The organism is Treponema sp. OMZ 855 (assembly GCF_024181145.1).
Classification (GTDB): Bacteria; Spirochaetota; Spirochaetia; order Treponematales; family Treponemataceae; genus Treponema.
This window is the reverse complement of the sequence record NZ_CP051194.1, coordinates 1,585,324-1,603,274: the sequence shown is the minus strand read 5'-3', so window position 1 is coordinate 1,603,274 and position 17,951 is coordinate 1,585,324. Positions and strand designations below refer to the sequence as shown.

Sequence of the window (17,951 nt, the reverse complement as noted above, 5' to 3'; positions counted from 1 at the left end):
ACGGTACATATTGATAGTATAATGAAGATAAACGGTTATCAAGATTGGAAAGAAGCGATGCTGTTCCTTCCTGAACGGACGTTTTTTCTCTTAATGCGTCTGTATCTCGGGGAAATTAAAACGCCTTTTAATAAGCAACGTCTTGTAGAGAGTCTGGGCGGATTTTTGTCGAAGCCGGAGACACAGCGGACGATGATAGAAAGCCTTGACCGCCTCGACCTGCTGATTTTAACAGCCGTTCATACGCTGCCGGTGGCCAACCGCGGCGCATTGCTGATATTTTTATCTTCTGAAACTGCATTACAAACGCGGCTGACCAATCTGGAAGAGCGGCTTATTCTCTATCGGGATAGTTATACCGATGATTACGATAGAGTAATAAACAACTACAAGATTAATCCTTTTTTGTATAAAGCCGTCGAACCTTTGTTGGATTCGCGCTCGCTTTTTTTACCTCAGCAGGAAAATGACTCTCAGAGTGAGGCAACGCTTTGCGATGATATCGTATTGGCGGGACTCTACACCTTTTTTCTCAAAGAACCCGATGTGCTTAAAATGAATGGTGCTTTTAAAGTGAGAGCCGAAAAGCAGCTTAAAGTGATTTTTCAAGATACGGCAACGGATATCGGCGCTTTTAAAACGCTCTGTACCGGCTTAGAAAACCTCGGTTTGCTGATACGGAAGGATGTAAGCCTTATTCCTCAGCAAGGGCGATGGGAGGAGTTTTTTAAGCAAAAGCCGTTTGACAGAAAGATGTATATTGTTGCCGCAATGTATGGTCATGTACGCCGCGATAGTATGCAAAAAAGGGCACAGTTTTTTTCGGATTTTTTGACCTCCCTTGATCCTCGCGGATTGTATGATGATATTGCGTTGAAACGTTTTTTCGATTTTTTATATATGCGTTTATATGTCGAAACAACCGGAGATGCCTCGATTTTCCCTGATATGATGAGTGAGGATGAACTGCGTATGATCGATACGCTTAAAGCGCTCAAGTTTTTACTGCCGGTTGGAGACTATTGGCAGTTGAATACAGCTTCCTTTAATCAAGAATCGTTGGAGCAGCCGTTGATAGCCGCTCCTTCATTTGAGATAACAATATTGCCCTTTACGGCTCTTGGGCGGATATTTCCGGTACTGAGCTGCATGGAACCGGTATCTATTTTGACAACCGGCCGGTTTAGTATCACACGGACAGCCTGTTTGCGTTGTTTTGAGCGGTGCAGCACCGATAAAGCGTTGATCGCCTTACTGGAGGAAGCTTCCGGAGGGACGCTTCCTCAAAATATAAAGGTAAGTATTTCCGAATGGTATTTGCAGTGTACCGCCGTCGGTTTATACTACGGATTTGTGATAACCGTTGCAGAAGACAAACGGAAGCTTTTTAAGCAAAATGCCGGGCTGCAGGATATCATCTATAAGGAGTTAGCCGACGGTGTATATCTGATAAAGCAAATGGATTTGGATTCGGTTCGCACGATGGTCAAGTCTGCCGGTTTAGATGTAACTTTTTATACTACAGGTTCTACAGACCGTTATACTGCTACCGGATTTTCTTCTATTGAAAATCGGCATTCTGTGCTTGATAATTTTGATAAAAAAGCAAAAAAACAGCATACGGCGCAATGTAAACAGGAAAAAAACTATTCTGAGCATATTCGGGAGCTGCAAGCTGTTGTAGATACGATGCCCATCGATCAGTATAATAAACAAAGTTTAAAAGAAAAGATTGCAAAAAAGCTGATTATCACCAAAGAGCAGCTATATGGAGCGCCGGCTGACAACGAAGTCCGGGAGGTTTCCGGGCTTGATTTTTTAGGCAAAATCCACCTTGCAGAAACTGCGATTACCGATAACAGCCGTTTGGAGGTGTCGATTGATGGAATTGCCGGACGGCGGACAATTACCGGTATTCCTATTGCAATTGAAAAAACGGATCATGATGCGGTATTGGTGATGCAGGGAGAAAATGCGCCATACAAAGAAAAAATTTCGATTGCCGGTATCGTAAAGATGAGAGCATTCCGCAGTTCATTGTTTTCGTAATGCTGATGTCCGGTTCAAACTTTTGAAAAAAAATCCGATATTGTAATCGAGATATTGGGTTTTCTTGCGGAACGAGGAGGATTTAAGACGATGGGGGCATCGTTTATATTAGCGCCGTCTTTATTGAGTGCAGACTTTTCACGGCTTGCTGAAGAATTACAGTTTATTGAAGCAAACGGAGGGCAATGGGTGCATCTTGATGTGATGGACGGAGCCTTTGTACCGAATTTAACATTCGGCGCTCCGGTTGTACGCAGCTTGCGGCGTAAGAGCACTCTTCCTTTTGACGTGCATTTGATGGTTGCCCGTCCTCAAGATTTTGTAAAAGATTTTGCGGCGGCTGGTGCCGATTATTTTACGTTTCATATTGAAGCGGCAATTCATGCCCATCGGCTTATTACGGAAATCCGCGCGGCGGGTATGAAGCCCGGCGTGAGTATCGTACCGTCAACCCCTGTACATCTTTTGGATGAGGTGTTACCCTTTGTCGATCTTGTGTTGGTGATGACGGTTAATCCGGGCTTTGGCGGACAAACGATGATCCCCCACTGTCTCGGTAAAATTGAGAAACTGTGTGAGTACCGTAAAAAATACGGTTATCGCTATTTGATTTCGGTTGACGGCGGCGTCAATGCGGAAACGCTTCCTGCTGTATGTAATGCAGGTGCCGATGTTGTCGTTTCGGGATCATCTTTTTTTTCCGGAGAGATAGAGAAATGAAAAAAAAATTAGTATTGGTTTATCTTGTGTGTTTTGGTATGTGCAGCCTTTTTGCAGGCAACGATGACTTAATGGCCGGTCTTGATGCGTATAGCCGCGGTGATTGGACTGCTGCTGTGGAATCATTAGAACGGGTGATTACTACGGCAGAACCGAACGACCGTACTGAGGCGCTCTATTGGCTCGTAATGTCCGAAACTTCTGCACAAAACTATGAGCGTGCATTGGAGTATGCCGATGCGTTTTTGGAAGCAGCCCCTGAGGATGAACGTGCCGCCGAGGTGAGCTATCAAAAAGGACGGCTTTTACATCTGTCGGGCTGCTATGATGCATCATCGGAGAACTTCTATGAATTTATTGAAAAGTATCCCGACCATCCTAAGATTCCGTCCGCTCATTATTGGATAGGGGAAAATTTTTACGCAGCGGGGAATCACGCCGAAGCCCGCAAAATTTTTAACGACGTTGTAGTAAATTATCCGCAGTCGGGAAAAGTAAACGAGGCACGATATAAAATCGTACTTATCGATCAACAGGCGGTTCGGGAGGAACTTTTGCGGATGGCGAGCGAAACCCATTCCGCATCGGCAGAGACCGAAAAAACACCCGAATCTACCGAACCGGAGCCGAAATCCGATAAAGCCGCCCCGAAATTCGATGAATCAAGTGCCACTGTTGCGTCAGCCAGCTCGGACAGCAATACCGCAGATGCACTGATTACGGATGAATCTGTTATAACGGTTGCTGGAGATACTCCCGATACAACCACGGATGCCGGCAAACCCGATACAACCGAGACAGCGGTTGCATCAGCCGAGCGTACGGAAGCTGCACCAGTTGTGGAGGCTGCTCCGTTAATGGAAGAAGAAAAGCAGACCGAATACTTTACCGGCCGCTTAGCGGCATTGGAGAAAAAAATCAATGAAATTTCCGCAACGCTTTCTCTGATTGTTGAAGAACAAGAAAATCAGCGTATACGGGAACAGCAGCAACAAAAAGAACAAAAAGAAGCAGAACGGCAGAAACTTGAAAGACGTCGTCAGGAATTGGCAGAGCTGATGGCTCGTACCAAGACCTTGGAAAAACTTTATGAACAGCGTACAAAAGGAGCAAAATAATGCAGATACTCAATAAAAAGATGATTCTATTGTGCCTCTCGGTATGGTTGCTGAGCGGATTATTTGCAGCGGAAAATACAGTCGAAATGGTCAGTGATCCGCTCAAGCTGGTTATTTACCCTAATACTGGTAATTTCTGTTTATATCATTCGAAGGCCGAAGATGCACGCTCGTATGAGCCGCTGTATGATGACCGCTCTCAATCTTCCGTGAATCTTTATTCAGTGCTCTTTAATGGAGAGATACACCATCTCAATAATAAAAGCGGGAAGAAAATTATTATTAGCCAGTCAAAAAATGAGATAACGGTTATGTTCCAGATCAGTATGGACTTTTTGGCGACGCAGACGTTTTCATTTGTACCTTCAAAACAGCGGTCAACGGGGAAGCTCTTAAAGGTCGTAACCGAAATTCAAAACATTTCGGGAGATATTGCTGATATCGGTTTAAAGGCGTTATTTGACACGTCGTTGGGTGAAAAGAATCTTGTTCCGCTGTATACGGACTTACGCAGCGAAATCGGAGCGGAACTGATGCTGCAGCCTGTATTGGAAAAAGATTCTGTGATCTTTTCTGCGGATAGAGGATATGCCTGCCTCTTCTTCTTACGAAATGAATATGCGACAGTACCTACATCCGTATATATTGCGAATTGGGAGCGGCTGGTAACAAAGAAGTGGCTGCCTTCTTATGTAAACGGTAGATCCTTCCGTAAGTATGCATTTTCCGATCCCGGGCTTTTATACGTATGGTCTGAAAAGAAGATTCTTTATAAAGAGACGTTCAGTGTTACAAATTGCATCGGTTTTTACGATTACCGGAGTACAGCTGATAGCGTAACGGCATATTCGGCGTATACTCAACAGGTAGCGGGAGAGACGGTTGTGCCCGTTGCAGCACCGGTTATTAGCAAGCCTACCATTACTACCGTTTACCGGGCTGCTCCCATAACTCAACCGGCTGCTCCTAACACACAGCCGGCGGATAGTTCTGTTTCTTCGGCATCTGCAGAGCAGTCTGCTGCCGTTCAAGCCGCCGAACGGAATACACCGGTAAAACCGGAAGAACCTAAAAAAGATTACCGGTATGTGCAGGAGCTGTTGGATAAAATTGCGGAGCTTGAAAAATCATCCGACTCATTATCCATGGAAGAGATTGCAAAATTACGTATAGAAGTAGATAACGCAATAGAGGCTATGCAGGAACAATAATGCCGTCATCGATTCTTGAACAAGCAAAAAAACAATTTGCGAAGGGGAATTATCAACAGGTCATTAACTTATTGGAACCGCACGTTACGCAATACGTTGTGTCGGGTGATACCAAAGATGTCGTGTATAATGCTTCATTTAACAAATCGTTTCCTTTTTATTTGTATTTAGGGCTTGCTTGTTTACATGCCGGGGATATCGGCGGTGCCGTTGATTATTTGACCTGTGCGCGGCGTATTAAAATGACTGATCCCGATTTGCTGTGTGCGCAGGCCGTGCTGTTTTTACGGCGCGGTGATACTGCTCGTGCGATCGACTATTATTTGGAAGCCATTGAGTATAATCCTAACCATGAATTGGCACGCAGCGGGTTGGAGTTTATTCGAACTCATAATACGCCGGAGGCAATAGGAGACGCCGTTCAATCGGGCGAAATAAAGAAGTTTTATCCCCGCCCCGGTGTGCAGGCCTATATCAAAAAAAGAATAATCTTGTTTGCCTGCGTTGCAGCTGCAGTGTTTATTGCGGCGATTGCAGTAACGATATTGATAAAATATCCGCTGTCAATACGGACTCGGAATAATAATAGAGCCGACCTTTCGGCGTTCACATTGCTGTCGGATGAAAAAGCGCGTCCGATTGATACGGGCGGAACGTATCGGTATACGCTTTCTGAAAAAGAGGTACTTGCGGCATATCGGAATGCACAGAAATATTTTCAGGATTCACGGGATAACCTTGCTCAAATTGAAGTTAACCGGATTTTGTCTTCAAATGCCGCTCATTCGATTAAACAAAAAGCTCGATTGTTGATGGACTATTTTGCAACACCGGGTTTCGATACCGTTCGGGATATTCCTGCTTACAGTGATGTTCGGGCTGATATTCCGCTCTATCTTGATTGTTGGACAATCTGGTCGGGGCGTGCAACAAATGTGCAATCCGATGGGGACAATACGAGTTTCGATCTTTTGGTAGGGTATAGCGAGCGCATTCAGCTGGAAGGTGTTGTCCCTATCTTTTGTAATTTTTCGGTCAGGATAGATTCTGAGCGCCCGATAGAAGTATTAGGGAAAATTCAGCAGCGGGGCGGTATCCTTTTTTTAAAAGCTGCCGGTATTCATCAAAGCCAAGTACCGGAAAACAAACGCTGATTGGAGAAAATATGTATACGGCGGAAAAAGTACGGATAGGCGGCAAGGGCAGCGTTCGGAGTATTGAGCTCGGCGGAGATAGTCCTATTGCTATCCAGACTATGTGGAAACAGCCGCTGAGCGGAGATACCTTGCAGGAGACGGCACGGAAAATTGCCGAATTGGAGCAGCTCGGTTGTGATATTCTCCGGTTTGCCGTACCGGATTCCGAAAGTGCCGAAGCGTTTGTCAAGCTTACCGGAATGACGCCGATGCCGCTTGTTGCCGATATTCACTTTGACTATCGACTTGCGTTGCGCTGTATGGACGGCTGTGCTGCAAAAATACGTATCAATCCGGGAAATATCGGAACGGAAGATCGGGTAAGCGCGGTCATTAAAAAAGCACAGGATACCGGTACCGTACTCCGCATCGGTGTCAACAGCGGCTCTCTCCCCGCCGATATACGGAACCGTATGGAGCAGGAAATCCGCGAAGGACGCAATGCAGAGGAGGCGAGGGCAGCCGCATTGGTTGCCGGGGCGCAGCGGGAAGCGGCGCTTTTCGATAAACACGGCTTTACGCAGTACCTTGTGTCGATGAAAGCCTCATCCGTAAACGAAACGGTTATTGCCAATGAACTGTTTGCTGTCGAGTCCGCTGCGCCGCTCCATTTAGGTGTTACGGAGGCGGGGCCTTTGGTTTCGGGCATTGTCAAAAGTACGCTCGCATTTTCAAAGCTGCTTGAACGGAATATCGGCGCTACCGTGCGGGTAAGCCTTTCCGATACTATGGAAAATGAGGTTATTGCAGCGCGGGAAATTTTGACGGAATGCGGTAAACGGAAAGGCGGTATCAGGTTGGTGTCGTGTCCGCGCTGCGGCCGTAACGGTTTCGATGTTCACGGGTTCGTTGCACGTTGGCAGCACCGGCTTTTTGCTGAGAAGAAAGACTTGACTGTTGCGGTGATGGGATGTGTTGTCAACGGGCCGGGCGAGGGAAAATTTGCCGATATCGGGATTACCGGTGCGGAAAACGTTATCCTGTTGTTTAAGCGGGGCGTTATCGTTCAGCGTATCGATATACAAGGCTTGACGGAAATGGAAAAAAATACGGTTGTCGATGCAGCCTTTGAAAAGGAGCTGAGGAGTTTATGAAAAAGTTAGTAATAGCATGTTTTACAATCCTTATCAGTGTGTGTCTGTATGCACAAAAAGTATCGACCGACTCGTTGGAGTACCCTTGGCATCTGCTTGAGCAAGGAAAGGTTGCGTATGAAGGACGGGAATTCGGCAAGGCTCTCCTTTTGTTCAGACAAGCGCGGGAAATGCATAAAACACAGGTAACCGCTCAATATGATTATCTTTTTGCCGCACTTAAACCGCATCAGGTACGGGCTGCCGGTGATCTTATCTCGGATGTATACCGCGTGTTGGAAAAGCGGCAGGATTATGAAGCCTGTGCAATTCTTGATAGAATTTTTCTTATCCATCCTCCTGCTTATTTTGATAAGTCGATTTCTGCAGTACTTACATGGTTAAAAAAGAGCGATGTCTATCCCGAATGTGACTATCTTATTGGGAAGGTTTATGAGCTTGAAGGAGAGCTTACTCAGTCCCGCAGATTTTATCAATCTGCATGGGAAGCGAGAGAATTTTTATACATCCCCGATATGCGGTTTGAAATTATTTATTCGCTTGCACAAATTTCCGGTTTATTAAAGCAGTATGACGATCAGGAAAAATACCTTCTCCTTATTTTAACGGAAGATCCGGTGTATGGAACTACCAATGTAGAAAGTCCGACATTGAGGGCGATGATCCATACGATTAAAAATGAACAGACGGTTGAAAAGTTTTTTTCATTATATCGGCATCATAATGATATAGCGCTTCGTGCTTATATTGAACTGACCGATATTTATCTTCGTGCCGAAGAATACGATCGAGCATTTAGAACTGCGCTGCTCGGCGCCGATATTGCCGTTACGTATTTAAGCAATACCTTGAAAAAAGCTGATTTTATGTATACGTACAGTAACTTTTCCGATCTATTGCAGAGAATCGGTACAAATAATGAAATCTTACAATGGACGGAAACCAAGCAAATTTGGAATGTCTTTTTGCAGTTCGCAGATTTGTTGTACCGGCAGGGATTTGTCGTACAAGCAAATGATCTCTATCACAAATTGTCGGAGAGCTGTCCTTCTTTTACGTATGCAAAGGAAGCAACTTACAGGCTTTCTCAAACTTTTTAAACGAAAAGCACTGCTGCATCGGCAGCGGTAAGACCGGGGAGATGGAAGATGAATATACACGACTACGGATTTTATCGGGTTGCTGCGATAGTTCCTTCTTGTGCAGTTGGCGATTGCACCGGTAATGCTGAACGGATTATCGGTGCATTGCGGAAAAGCGCCGAAATGGGAGCCGATATTGCTGTATTCCCCGCATTGGCTCTAACATCCGCCAGCTGCGGTACTTTTTTCGAACACCGGTCATTACTAAATGCAGCAGAAGATCGGCTTGCGTATATCGTCCGGCAAACTTCCATGGAGCCGATTATCGGTGTGGTTGGTTTTCCGTTCTTTTTTTCGGGTAATATCTACAGTGCTGTTGCCGTCTTCAGTAGAGGAACTATTTACGGCATTGTACCGCTGGATGGAACCGCTCACTCCCGCGTTTTTTCCATGTATGACGGAAGAGAATCTTCGGCAATTCTTACCGGTTTGCAAAATACGGCTATTCCGTTCGGTTCCGATTTGCTGTTTGAAGTAGAAAAAAGCCGGTTTTCGTTTGTAATCGGCAGCCCAAAAAATGTACTGAATCAAAGTCAAGCCGGAACTAAAAATGCTTCTCCGGATGCGGGCAACGTCCTACCGGTAACCGGATCGGCGTTATACATTGAACCGCTCGCACAGGCTTCGTTCACCGGGTCTTTTACAGAACTTTGCCGTAGCGCTGCAGCCCGGTCAAAGCAAGAAAGAAATACGGTTCTGTTTGTCAACGCTGGTTGGGGAGAGTCTTCAACCGACACTGTCTGTGCGGGCGAGCGCGGCATTTACGAAAACGGCGAGCTGCTTGCGGCGGCAAACGGGTTTGAACTGTCTTCTTTTAATAAAACAGGCGATTTCAATTTTTCCGGCTATGAAGATGACGCCGCTATTACCCTTGCAGATATGGATTGCGAAGCGCCCTCCAGTCTCGGCCGCAGTTTATCGGTTTGCCGCCGTATTGTCATTCCTGCCATACCTTCCCGAGGGGTTCTACTTGTTCGTCCGCGTAACCCCAATCCGTTTATTCCGCTTGCGGTGCAAAATAACGAGCAAGCATGGGAAAGTTTTTTCTCACAGGTAACGGAGCTTCAAGCGCGCGGACTTGCAAAGCGGTTGTACCACACCGGTTGTAAAAAGACAGTACTTGGGATTTCCGGGGGTCTGGATTCCACATTGGCGCTCTTTATTGCGATACTCGCTTCGCGAATGCTCCGTCAGAAAGCCGATTCGGTTACGGCAATTACCATGCCCGGCTTCGGAACAACGGACAGAACCAAATCCAATGCGCTTAAACTTGCAGAATTACTCGGCTGTACCGTTCTTTCCATTCCTATAGAAAAGGCGATGCTGCAACATTTTGCGGATATCGAACACCCCGCAGATCTCTGTAATACGGTTTACGAAAACGCGCAGGCACGGGAACGAACTCAAATTCTGATGGATAAAGCAAACCAGCTCGGGGCGCTGCTTGTCGGGACTGGGGATCTTTCCGAATCCGCGCTCGGATGGGAAACGTATAACGGCGATCATATGTCGATGTATAATGTTAATGCCGGGCTCCCAAAAACCATGTTACGCCATTGCATCGGCTATGTTGCGGCATATCCGTCGGTATTTTTACCGGATGCCGATAAGCATACCGAATTCGGCGTTATTGTGCAGGATATTCTCGATACGCCGATCAGTCCCGAACTGCTGCCTGCACAAAAACAAGTCATCACGCAAAAAACCGAGGATATACTCGGCCCCTATGAGCTGCACGACTTCTTTTTATATTATTTGCTGCACACGGATTTTAGCCCTGCAAAAATCCTTTTACTTGCAGAGCATTGTTTTTCTACGGAGCAGCGGTATAACCGTCAGCAGATACTCGGCTGTATGCGTATTTTTTACCGACGCCTTTTTTCTCAGCAGTTTAAACGTTCCTGTGCTCCCGACGGTGTACAGGTAGGGTTCGGCAGTTTCTCTCCGCGGGGAGCATGGCAAATGCCGAGCGACATGAATGCCGCCGTATGGCTTGCCGAACTTGAAAAGTTGTCGGAAGTGTGATATATCTTTCTAATGTTTCAAACAATTGCCGCGTGGATAGGACAGTATATTTCTTATTTTCCGTTGGTTATTTTTATCAGCTTGTTTCTCGGAGGATTCAATCTTCCGATTTCGGAAGATATCATTGTTATTACTGCTGCTTTGCTCTGCAAACAAGAGAAGGCCTCTATTCCTGCCTTCTATGCTGCTCTTTATTTCGGTGCAGTGATCAGCGATTATCTTGTGTATTTTTGGGGATGGCTTTTAGGGCGCGGCAGAATTTCGGAGAAATTTTTTTCAAAATTGATAAGTGAAAATAATATAAGGCGTATTTCCAGTGCACTTGAACGGCACGGCTTTCTAACTTTTTTATTCGGGCGTTTTATTCCTTTCGGTATACGTAATATTATTTCAATGACATCCGGCTTTGTCAATTTTCCGTTTTATAAGTTCGCTTTTTTTGACGCTATTGCAGCAGTTTGCAATATTTCGGCTTTATTCTGGCTCGTCTACTTTCTTGGACAAAGGGGCAGTCATTTTATGAAGATCATCGGAATTGTCCTTTTACTTCTTTTTATCGGCTTCAGTATTTATGTTATGCGATCAGAGAAAATCTTTAAATCTTCACAAAAGAAATACAATGCCGAATGATGTACTTATAGAAAATAGATATATATCGGTAAAGAGGAGACTGTATGAATAAATTCGCAATTATTGGTTTAGGTGCGTTCGGTGTCCGTATGTTGGAAGAACTGCTCCATTTTACCGATGAAGTTATCATTATAGATAAAGATCCTAATCTTATTAAAAAGTATGAAGGCAAGGCCGTTAAAGGCTCTGTCGTGAATATTACCGATGAAGAGAGTCTCCGGAAAAATATCCCCCAAAGAATCGGTACTGCTATTGTTGATCTGGGCGGAAGGATTGAACTTTCGCTGATGGTAACCAAATATTTAAAGCAGCTTGGTATTAAAGAGATTGTTGTAAAGGCTGAAACCGACCAGCATGAGAATCTGTTGTCCATGGTTGGGGCAACTAAAGTGATTTTTCCCGACCGGGAAGCGGCAAAGCGAGTGATGCCGATGCTGGCATCGACTCTATTGTTAAATTTTATGCCGATTTCAGCGGATCTTGCATTGGCTGAGGTAAGCATTAATGAAAAATATATCGGTATGACTCTTCTTGAAGCAAATCTGCGGAAAGAACTTGGTCTCAATGTCGTTGCGGTACGGAAGCAAGACTGCGAAAGTTTTGAATTTATTGAACCGGACTATCGTTTTGCCGCAGATGATATTCTCCTCTTAGCAGGCTCGGAAGAGCATATTTTTGTTTTTTCTCATCATAAGGAAGATTTACATAAAAAAGAACATGCAAGCCTTTTCCGTATGCTTTTTCCGCGCTTTCATCTCTAAATATAGAGGCTAAAAAAGATATATTGACGGTCAGCTCGGTTTATGGCATTATAAATCACTTATGCAAAGACTAAGGAAAACGCTCTCTATTGCGGTTGTTATGATGTTTTTAACATCATTTCCTATTTTCGCCCATGACTTTAGTTTTGGGGTAAAGCTATTCGGCTTAAGTATCCATCCAAGTGGTGCCCCAAATTATCGGCTGTTTCCATGGAAGCTTGATCCTAAGGGTATCGTTGTCTTTAATCCTGGAGTAACGTTAAATTTTGAATATTTTGTGTGGCGGGATATTATTTCCATAAAAGTGGTACAGGGTCTTTATGGTGATTGTGCGATGCAGTTTGCGGGCTTTTCTCATCTTGGTTTTAGGGTACGCTTTTTAAAAATCGCTCGGTTCTCGATGAATGTAGGCATAGGACCGACATTTTTATATAAGCGGAGTTGGTATAAATTACCTAATTATGATCCTTCTTCAGAGTCTTATAAAGGGGGAACAAAAGGTGAGGATTGGCAGCACCTCTTTTATTGGTATGCCGGCGAAATTGAGACAAATATTAAGGTAAATGATAATTTTGATGTTTCTATTACCGTTATCCCGGGAATACCGGAAATAATCAATTTCAGTGCAGGTTTTCGGTATAATTATCACGGAAAAAAGGTATAAACCTCATAGTTTCTTAATCTAAATTTCAATTTTGTTGATTTGTCGTTCCGCATACGGCCAAAAGAAATGCGCAATAATACCGCTTGCGAGCAGCGGAATACCCGCAAAGCACGGCAGATAGTAGTCCTGCGGTATGGATATCAGCGATGCTGCCGTTATAGTGATGCTGAACAGCAGTAGGTCGGAAAATAGCATAATGATAGTGTTGAGATTATGCTTGACTGCCGCTACGGGCGTGTCCCAGTGGAGTTTGGGATGGGCGGTATCCAGCATCAGTGCAAGAAGGTTGCAGAAAAGGGCAAGCGAGAGTGCAATTAGCAGTGCTGCTATAGCGGCTGAAGGCTTAAGAGAAAAAAGTAGGGTCATGCCTCCAACGCCAATGAGTGAACCGATACCGGCAAAGAGCATTGCATGGGCGAGCTTAGCTTGCATATAGTGCTTTATCGAAAGGGGAAGGCTTTTTATCAGCCAAAGATTTTTTGCATCACGGGATACGGCTGTTGCTGCTGTACCGGTTGCCGATCCGAGAAAGGCTCCACATACTCCTGCAATCACAAGTCCTGTAGTGCTTTGCATAAATAATTCTACCTCCGGCGGCAAAGTAAGCGAGCCGGTAAGGTACATAATGCCGTAGATGAGTGGCAGTAGTATCATAGTGAATGGGCCGTTTAAAAGATAAGCCGGCTCGCGGTTCATCATATGAATTTCCCGTAATAGCAGCGTACTAAAGGCTGAGCGCTGTGTGAATCCGCGGCGGATAACCTTTACTGTTTCGGAAGCTGTGAGCCGTTTTAAGGCCTGTTCATCAAACCCGTCTAGTGTCTTTTCATACACCCCCGAAAGCAGCCCGATTATTACTACCGGCACGGCAATGCAGACTGCGAGAAACGGCAAAAAAGAACCGATTGCCGTAGAAAGAGAGTTTGCTGAAAGGGCCGCTGCAAAAAAACGCACGGGTAACAAACAGCGCGTAACGGCAGCAATAAATGGCCGGTAGCGTGTAAAAGCTTCTACTAAGTCTGAACTCCCGTGCAGCATATTGATTGATTGTACAAAATAATTGATTCCGAGTGCTATTACGATGCCGAGTAAACCGGTGATCATCATTACGAATCGGCGTTGCTTAAAAATCTTCGTTATCCTCATAACACCGATATTGATTAGATAGCATAGTCCGATAAGCGGCAACGGAAAAAACACGGCGCCGGTTACTGCCATGATATAGAATGGAGCCTGGGAGTGTTCATAGTGTCCGTATACTGCTGCAGTAACTCCAAAAAAACTCACCGAAATAATCGCAGCCGGTAAACAATGTGCAAAAAATTTTGCACCGAAAAAAATACGGGGCGGAATAGGCATTGCGCGCAGCGTTTGCTCGATGTTACCGATAAAGTAAGTAGAAAGCGTCAGTAAAAAATTGGAAATAAAGAGAAATACAAAGAGCGCCGTTATTTCGATTTCAAAGAGGAGGTGTTGCGTCCCTAAGGGCTGTAAGCTCTTGTAGAGATTCACTGCAATCATTCTGAACAATGCGATAAAGCAGCCGCCGATGTATATCAAAAAAAGGATAAAAAGTCCGGTTTTAACGATAGACACGGTGGTGTCTGCATTTTCGGTAATATTGTCGGAACTTTTTCTGTTTCCGGCGATAGCTTCCGTAATATTTTGTGCCGCTTGCTCTTGTTTGTTTCGGCTGCTGCCGTGAATACGGCTCTTTTTTTCCCGGATAAAATCTTGCCACCGGCTAATACCGAATACCATCATCGCATATATGCGGAATAGGGACTTAAAAACTGCAATATACTGTATGCCGATTTTGTTTTTTTGATGCATATACATATACCTTTGCGGCTATTATAATACGGTTATCACTTTTCTGCAATTTAGCATCTTAAGCTGTAATTACACAGAAAGACAGGCGGAGAGATGCTGTAACAGCTTTTCTCTGCCCGTTTTTTTTGTAGAAGAGGTTACGATTATTTCATCCTTGCTGCATTCAAAAAAGGACGCAAGGGCAAGGAGCTGCGTTGCCTGTTCGTTTTTACTGAGCTTATCGGCTTTGGTTGCCGTCAAGACAGCGGGTATGTTGTGCTCCCGGAAAAACTGCAAGGTTTGCAGTTCTATTTCAGCAGGATCCCGCCGGATATCCATCAATAAAAATACCGTTTTAAGGGTGGAGCGGGTTGTGCAGTAATCATACAGCATAGCGTCAATCCGCTTCCGTTCCGCTTGGGATACTTGCGCAAAGCCGTAGCCCGGTAAGTCGGCAATGCAAAACGATTCCGCATTCGGCGGCTTGCCCGCAGGGGCATTTACCGCAAAAAAATTGATTTCCCGTGTCATGCCCGGCTTTGAGCCTGTTTTTACGAGATTTTTCCGATTAAGAAGCATATTGATGAGCGAGGACTTTCCCGCATTGGAGCGTCCGAAAAAAGCAAACTCGGGAACACCTATCTGCGGGAACTGCTTGCTGTTAATTGCCCCTTTGATGAACTCGGCGGATACGATCTTGAGCATACCGGTTGTGCTAATTCCCTCAGCCTATAGTCCAAAGAGGCGGGCGTAGGCGGCGAGTTCGGGCGGCATATCGTGCGATAAGACTTTTTTAGCAAGCACCTTACCGAGCTGAACACCTTCTTGATCGAAGCTGTTGACATTCCAGATAAAGCCTTGGAACATTACCTTGTTTTCGTAGTGTGCAAGCAGCGCGCCGAGCGCTTCCGGTGTAAGCGCCTTTCCGTAGATAAGGCTTGAAGGCCGCCCTCCGGCAAAGCTCTTATTCGCATTTTCATCCTGTTTACCGAGTGCAAAGGCTGTAATCTGCGCGATAACATTGGCAAGCAGTTTTTGCTGACTGGTAGAGCCTTCCACGGTAATGTCTTTGCCGTATTGACTTTCTTCAAAGCCGATAAACTGGAGCGGCACAATATCGGCGCCTTGATGCAGCAGCTGATAGAATGAATGCTGTCCGTTTGTTCCGGGCTCCCCAAAGATAACCTGCCCCGTTTTATAGTGAACCGGTTCGCCGAAGCGGTTCACCGACTTTCCGTTGGATTCCATATCGAGCTGCTGCAGATGAGCCGGAAAGCGGGAAAGCGCTTGGCTGTAGGGCAGGATGGCGGTGCTGCCGTAGCCGAGGATATTCCGTTCATAGACACCGATCAGCGCATCCATAAGCGCGGCATTGTTAGTATGGTTCGGTTCGAGGGCTTGCTTGTCCGCAGCGGCGGCTCCGGCGAGAAGGGCGTCAAAGGTATCCGCTCCGAATGCGAGCGAAAGCACCGCGCCTCCGCACGCAGAGGTAGAAGAGTACCGTCCGCCGATAAAGTCATCCATATAGAAAGATGCAAGGTAGGACGGATTGTTGGCAAGCGGACTGCTTTCGCTTGTTACGGCAACCATTTGCTTTGCAGGGTTTAGTCCCGCCGCTTGCAAAAATTGCCCGACGAAGCGTTCATTTGTGAGCGTTTCGAGCGTGGTGCCGCTCTTTGAAACCAAGATAAACAGCGTTGTTGATAAATCCAGCGCGGAAAGTACCGCCGCTGCATCGTCAGGGTCTACATTCGATATAAAATGAGCACGGAGCTTGAGCTTGTTATGCCGCTCCCCCCATGCTTTTAACGCAAGGTACAACGCACGCGGGCCGAGATCCGAACCTCCGATACCGATCTGTACAACATCAGTGAAGGGCTTACCGGACGGAGCGGTGATAGAACCGTTTCGGACAGCTTCGGAAAACTTACGGATTTTTTCCTGCTGTTCCAAATAAAAGGTACGCATATTTTTGCCGTTGTAGATAACATCGTCGCCAAGCTGTCCGCGTGTCAGATGATGCAGGACTTTCCGGCGTTCTCCGGTGTTGATTTCTTCGCCCGAAAGGAGCATTCGGTACTTTAATGTTACTTGCTGTTCATTCGCGAGCATACCGAGTTTCGTTAGGATGCTTTCGTCAACCTGCTTTGCAGCATAATTGTAGTGCAGACCGACAGCCATCGGTATGGAGTATCGTTCTATACGGTTTGCTCCTCCGGCTTCTTTCATCCATTGTGTGAGATCCGGTATTTGTGCTTCCTGCAAATCTCGAAACAGAGAACATTCATCTAAGTTTTTCCACATAATCGTCTCCTTTGTAGCTGTTTCCTATAAAATAAAACGCCGGTGAGGGAAGAAATTTACCGGTTATTCTTCGGAGCAGCCGGATTATCATTGGTAAGGTGTTTTTCTTTTTCAAAATGAATGAGCGCGAAGAATAATATCCCCACCAGTGAAAGCCCGATAAGCGTTGCTAGTGCCATCAGTCCTTGTGAGATAACCGCCAGCGTTACGAATATATCTATAATGATCTGTAAAATCATTACAGTAACCAATGCCCCTCGTGGCGAATAGCCGATGAGCATCAGCTTATGATGAAGGTGCATCCTGTCCCCTTCCCGTATCGGTTTTTTATCCCGTATACGCCGCCAAATTGCGGCAATCATATCGAAAATAGGCAGCATCATAAAAATAGCCGCAAAAGGAGCAGCAGCAGTTTCATATCCATCATTTCTGGGTACGAGCGGGAGTATTGCAAGTACAAAGCCGAGAAACTGAGAACCCGCATCTCCCATAAATATCTTTGCTTTAGGGCGGGAAAGATTAAAAAATAAAAAACCTATAATCGCAGCAGTCAATATGATGCAGGTATAGGTCATAGAAAAATGAGGCGGTAAATCCGTACAAAATAAAACGATATAGCTGATCAGCAATGAAGCGCTCAAACAGCCTACTTGTCCGTCGATGCCGTCCATCAAGTTTACGGCATTGGTAACACCGGCAATCCAGAGTATCGTTATCGGATACGCAAAAATACCGAAGGGGATGAAAAGACTGATAGGGCCAAAACTGATACGGGTGAAACGGAAGCCTGCGTAAACGACGATACCTGCTGCAACTAATTGAACAATAAGCTTATAGATAGCCCGCCAGTTTTTTAGGTCATCCCAAAGGCCCATAAAGAAAATTAAGCAGCCTCCGATGATAATAGCCGTAAATTGGTGGCTTATAACGATACTGCCCGGAAATGTGAAGTAGGTGATAAAGACGCTCAATACAAAGGCAGAAAAGAAACCGACACCGCCTAACCGCGGAATTTTCCCCGAATGGATTTTTCTACCGCCGACGTCATCGTATAAGTTGTGCCGTTTTGCAAAAAGAATTACAAGGTATACAAAGAAGGCTGATATGGCGCAGGGGATCAGCATCGTGAATATGATAAGCTGCACATGTGTCAGTTGCATTAAAACCTCAATGGAAACGTCATTATTAACTATTCTTACCTTTGTTCAGCGAAACCGCAACGCGC

General features: G+C 45.5%; 15 protein-coding genes. 11 read left to right on the top strand and 4 right to left on the bottom strand.

Going from position 1 to position 17,951, the window contains the following annotated elements; translation table 11 throughout:
- Positions 1-21: 21 nt before the first annotated feature.
- The 11 genes from E4N65_RS07200 (at position 22) to E4N65_RS07150 (ending at position 12,610) form a co-directional block, all read left to right on the top strand.
- Positions 22-2,049, top strand: a complete 2,028-nt coding sequence (locus tag E4N65_RS07200; protein ID WP_253672499.1) for a hypothetical protein — start codon at positions 22-24, stop codon at positions 2,047-2,049.
- Positions 2,050-2,139: 90 nt separating this feature from the next.
- A complete protein-coding gene (gene rpe / locus E4N65_RS07195; protein ID WP_253672497.1) occupies positions 2,140-2,769 on the top strand; it encodes a ribulose-phosphate 3-epimerase in 630 nt (209 codons plus the stop codon).
- On the top strand, positions 2,766-3,887 hold the full coding sequence (locus E4N65_RS07190; protein ID WP_253672495.1) for a tetratricopeptide repeat protein: 1,122 nt from the start codon (positions 2,766-2,768) through the stop codon (positions 3,885-3,887). The genes rpe and E4N65_RS07190 overlap by 4 nt, the downstream gene beginning before the upstream one ends.
- On the top strand, positions 3,887-5,098 hold the full coding sequence (locus E4N65_RS07185) for a hypothetical protein (protein WP_253672493.1): 1,212 nt from the start codon (positions 3,887-3,889) through the stop codon (positions 5,096-5,098). Before E4N65_RS07190 ends, E4N65_RS07185 begins: the two co-directional genes overlap by 1 nt.
- A complete protein-coding gene (locus tag E4N65_RS07180; RefSeq protein WP_253672491.1) occupies positions 5,098-6,252 on the top strand; it encodes a tetratricopeptide repeat protein in 1,155 nt (384 codons plus the stop codon). Before E4N65_RS07185 ends, E4N65_RS07180 begins: the two co-directional genes overlap by 1 nt.
- Before the next feature lie 11 nt (positions 6,253-6,263).
- On the top strand, positions 6,264-7,388 hold the full coding sequence (ispG, locus tag E4N65_RS07175; protein ID WP_253672489.1) for a (E)-4-hydroxy-3-methylbut-2-enyl-diphosphate synthase: 1,125 nt from the start codon (positions 6,264-6,266) through the stop codon (positions 7,386-7,388).
- Entirely contained in the window at positions 7,385-8,488 is a 1,104-nt protein-coding gene (locus E4N65_RS07170) for a hypothetical protein (protein WP_253672487.1), read from the top strand. Before ispG ends, E4N65_RS07170 begins: the two co-directional genes overlap by 4 nt.
- Before the next feature lie 48 nt (positions 8,489-8,536).
- Positions 8,537-10,555 (top strand): NAD(+) synthase, encoded by a 2,019-nt coding sequence (locus tag E4N65_RS07165; protein WP_253672485.1) that lies wholly within the window; start codon positions 8,537-8,539, stop codon positions 10,553-10,555.
- Positions 10,556-10,567: 12 nt separating this feature from the next.
- The gene (locus E4N65_RS07160) at positions 10,568-11,185 is read left to right on the top strand and encodes a DedA family protein (protein WP_044015937.1); all 618 of its coding nucleotides are present in this window, start codon (positions 10,568-10,570) and stop codon (positions 11,183-11,185) included.
- A gap of 44 nt (positions 11,186-11,229) precedes the next feature.
- The gene (locus E4N65_RS07155) at positions 11,230-11,946 is read left to right on the top strand and encodes a potassium channel family protein (protein WP_253672483.1); all 717 of its coding nucleotides are present in this window, start codon (positions 11,230-11,232) and stop codon (positions 11,944-11,946) included.
- Between the two features lie 100 nt (positions 11,947-12,046).
- The gene (locus E4N65_RS07150) at positions 12,047-12,610 is read left to right on the top strand and encodes a hypothetical protein (RefSeq protein WP_235619685.1); all 564 of its coding nucleotides are present in this window, start codon (positions 12,047-12,049) and stop codon (positions 12,608-12,610) included.
- Between the two features lie 18 nt (positions 12,611-12,628).
- Here the strand turns inward: E4N65_RS07150 and E4N65_RS07145 are convergent, their stop codons facing one another.
- From E4N65_RS07145 to E4N65_RS07130, 4 genes are all read right to left on the bottom strand, one after another.
- Entirely contained in the window at positions 12,629-14,443 is a 1,815-nt protein-coding gene (locus tag E4N65_RS07145; protein ID WP_253672481.1) for a putative ABC transporter permease subunit, read from the bottom strand.
- A gap of 69 nt (positions 14,444-14,512) precedes the next feature.
- Positions 14,513-15,127: a ribosome biogenesis GTP-binding protein YihA/YsxC gene (yihA, locus tag E4N65_RS07140; protein ID WP_253672479.1), complete on the bottom strand. Its 615-nt coding sequence runs from the start codon at positions 15,125-15,127 to the stop codon at positions 14,513-14,515.
- Positions 15,128-15,151: 24 nt separating this feature from the next.
- Positions 15,152-16,726: a glucose-6-phosphate isomerase gene (locus tag E4N65_RS07135; protein ID WP_371921809.1), complete on the bottom strand. Its 1,575-nt coding sequence runs from the start codon at positions 16,724-16,726 to the stop codon at positions 15,152-15,154.
- Positions 16,727-16,782: 56 nt separating this feature from the next.
- On the bottom strand, positions 16,783-17,886 hold the full coding sequence (locus tag E4N65_RS07130; RefSeq protein WP_081984435.1) for an MraY family glycosyltransferase: 1,104 nt from the start codon (positions 17,884-17,886) through the stop codon (positions 16,783-16,785).
- Positions 17,887-17,951: the final 65 nt, after the last annotated feature.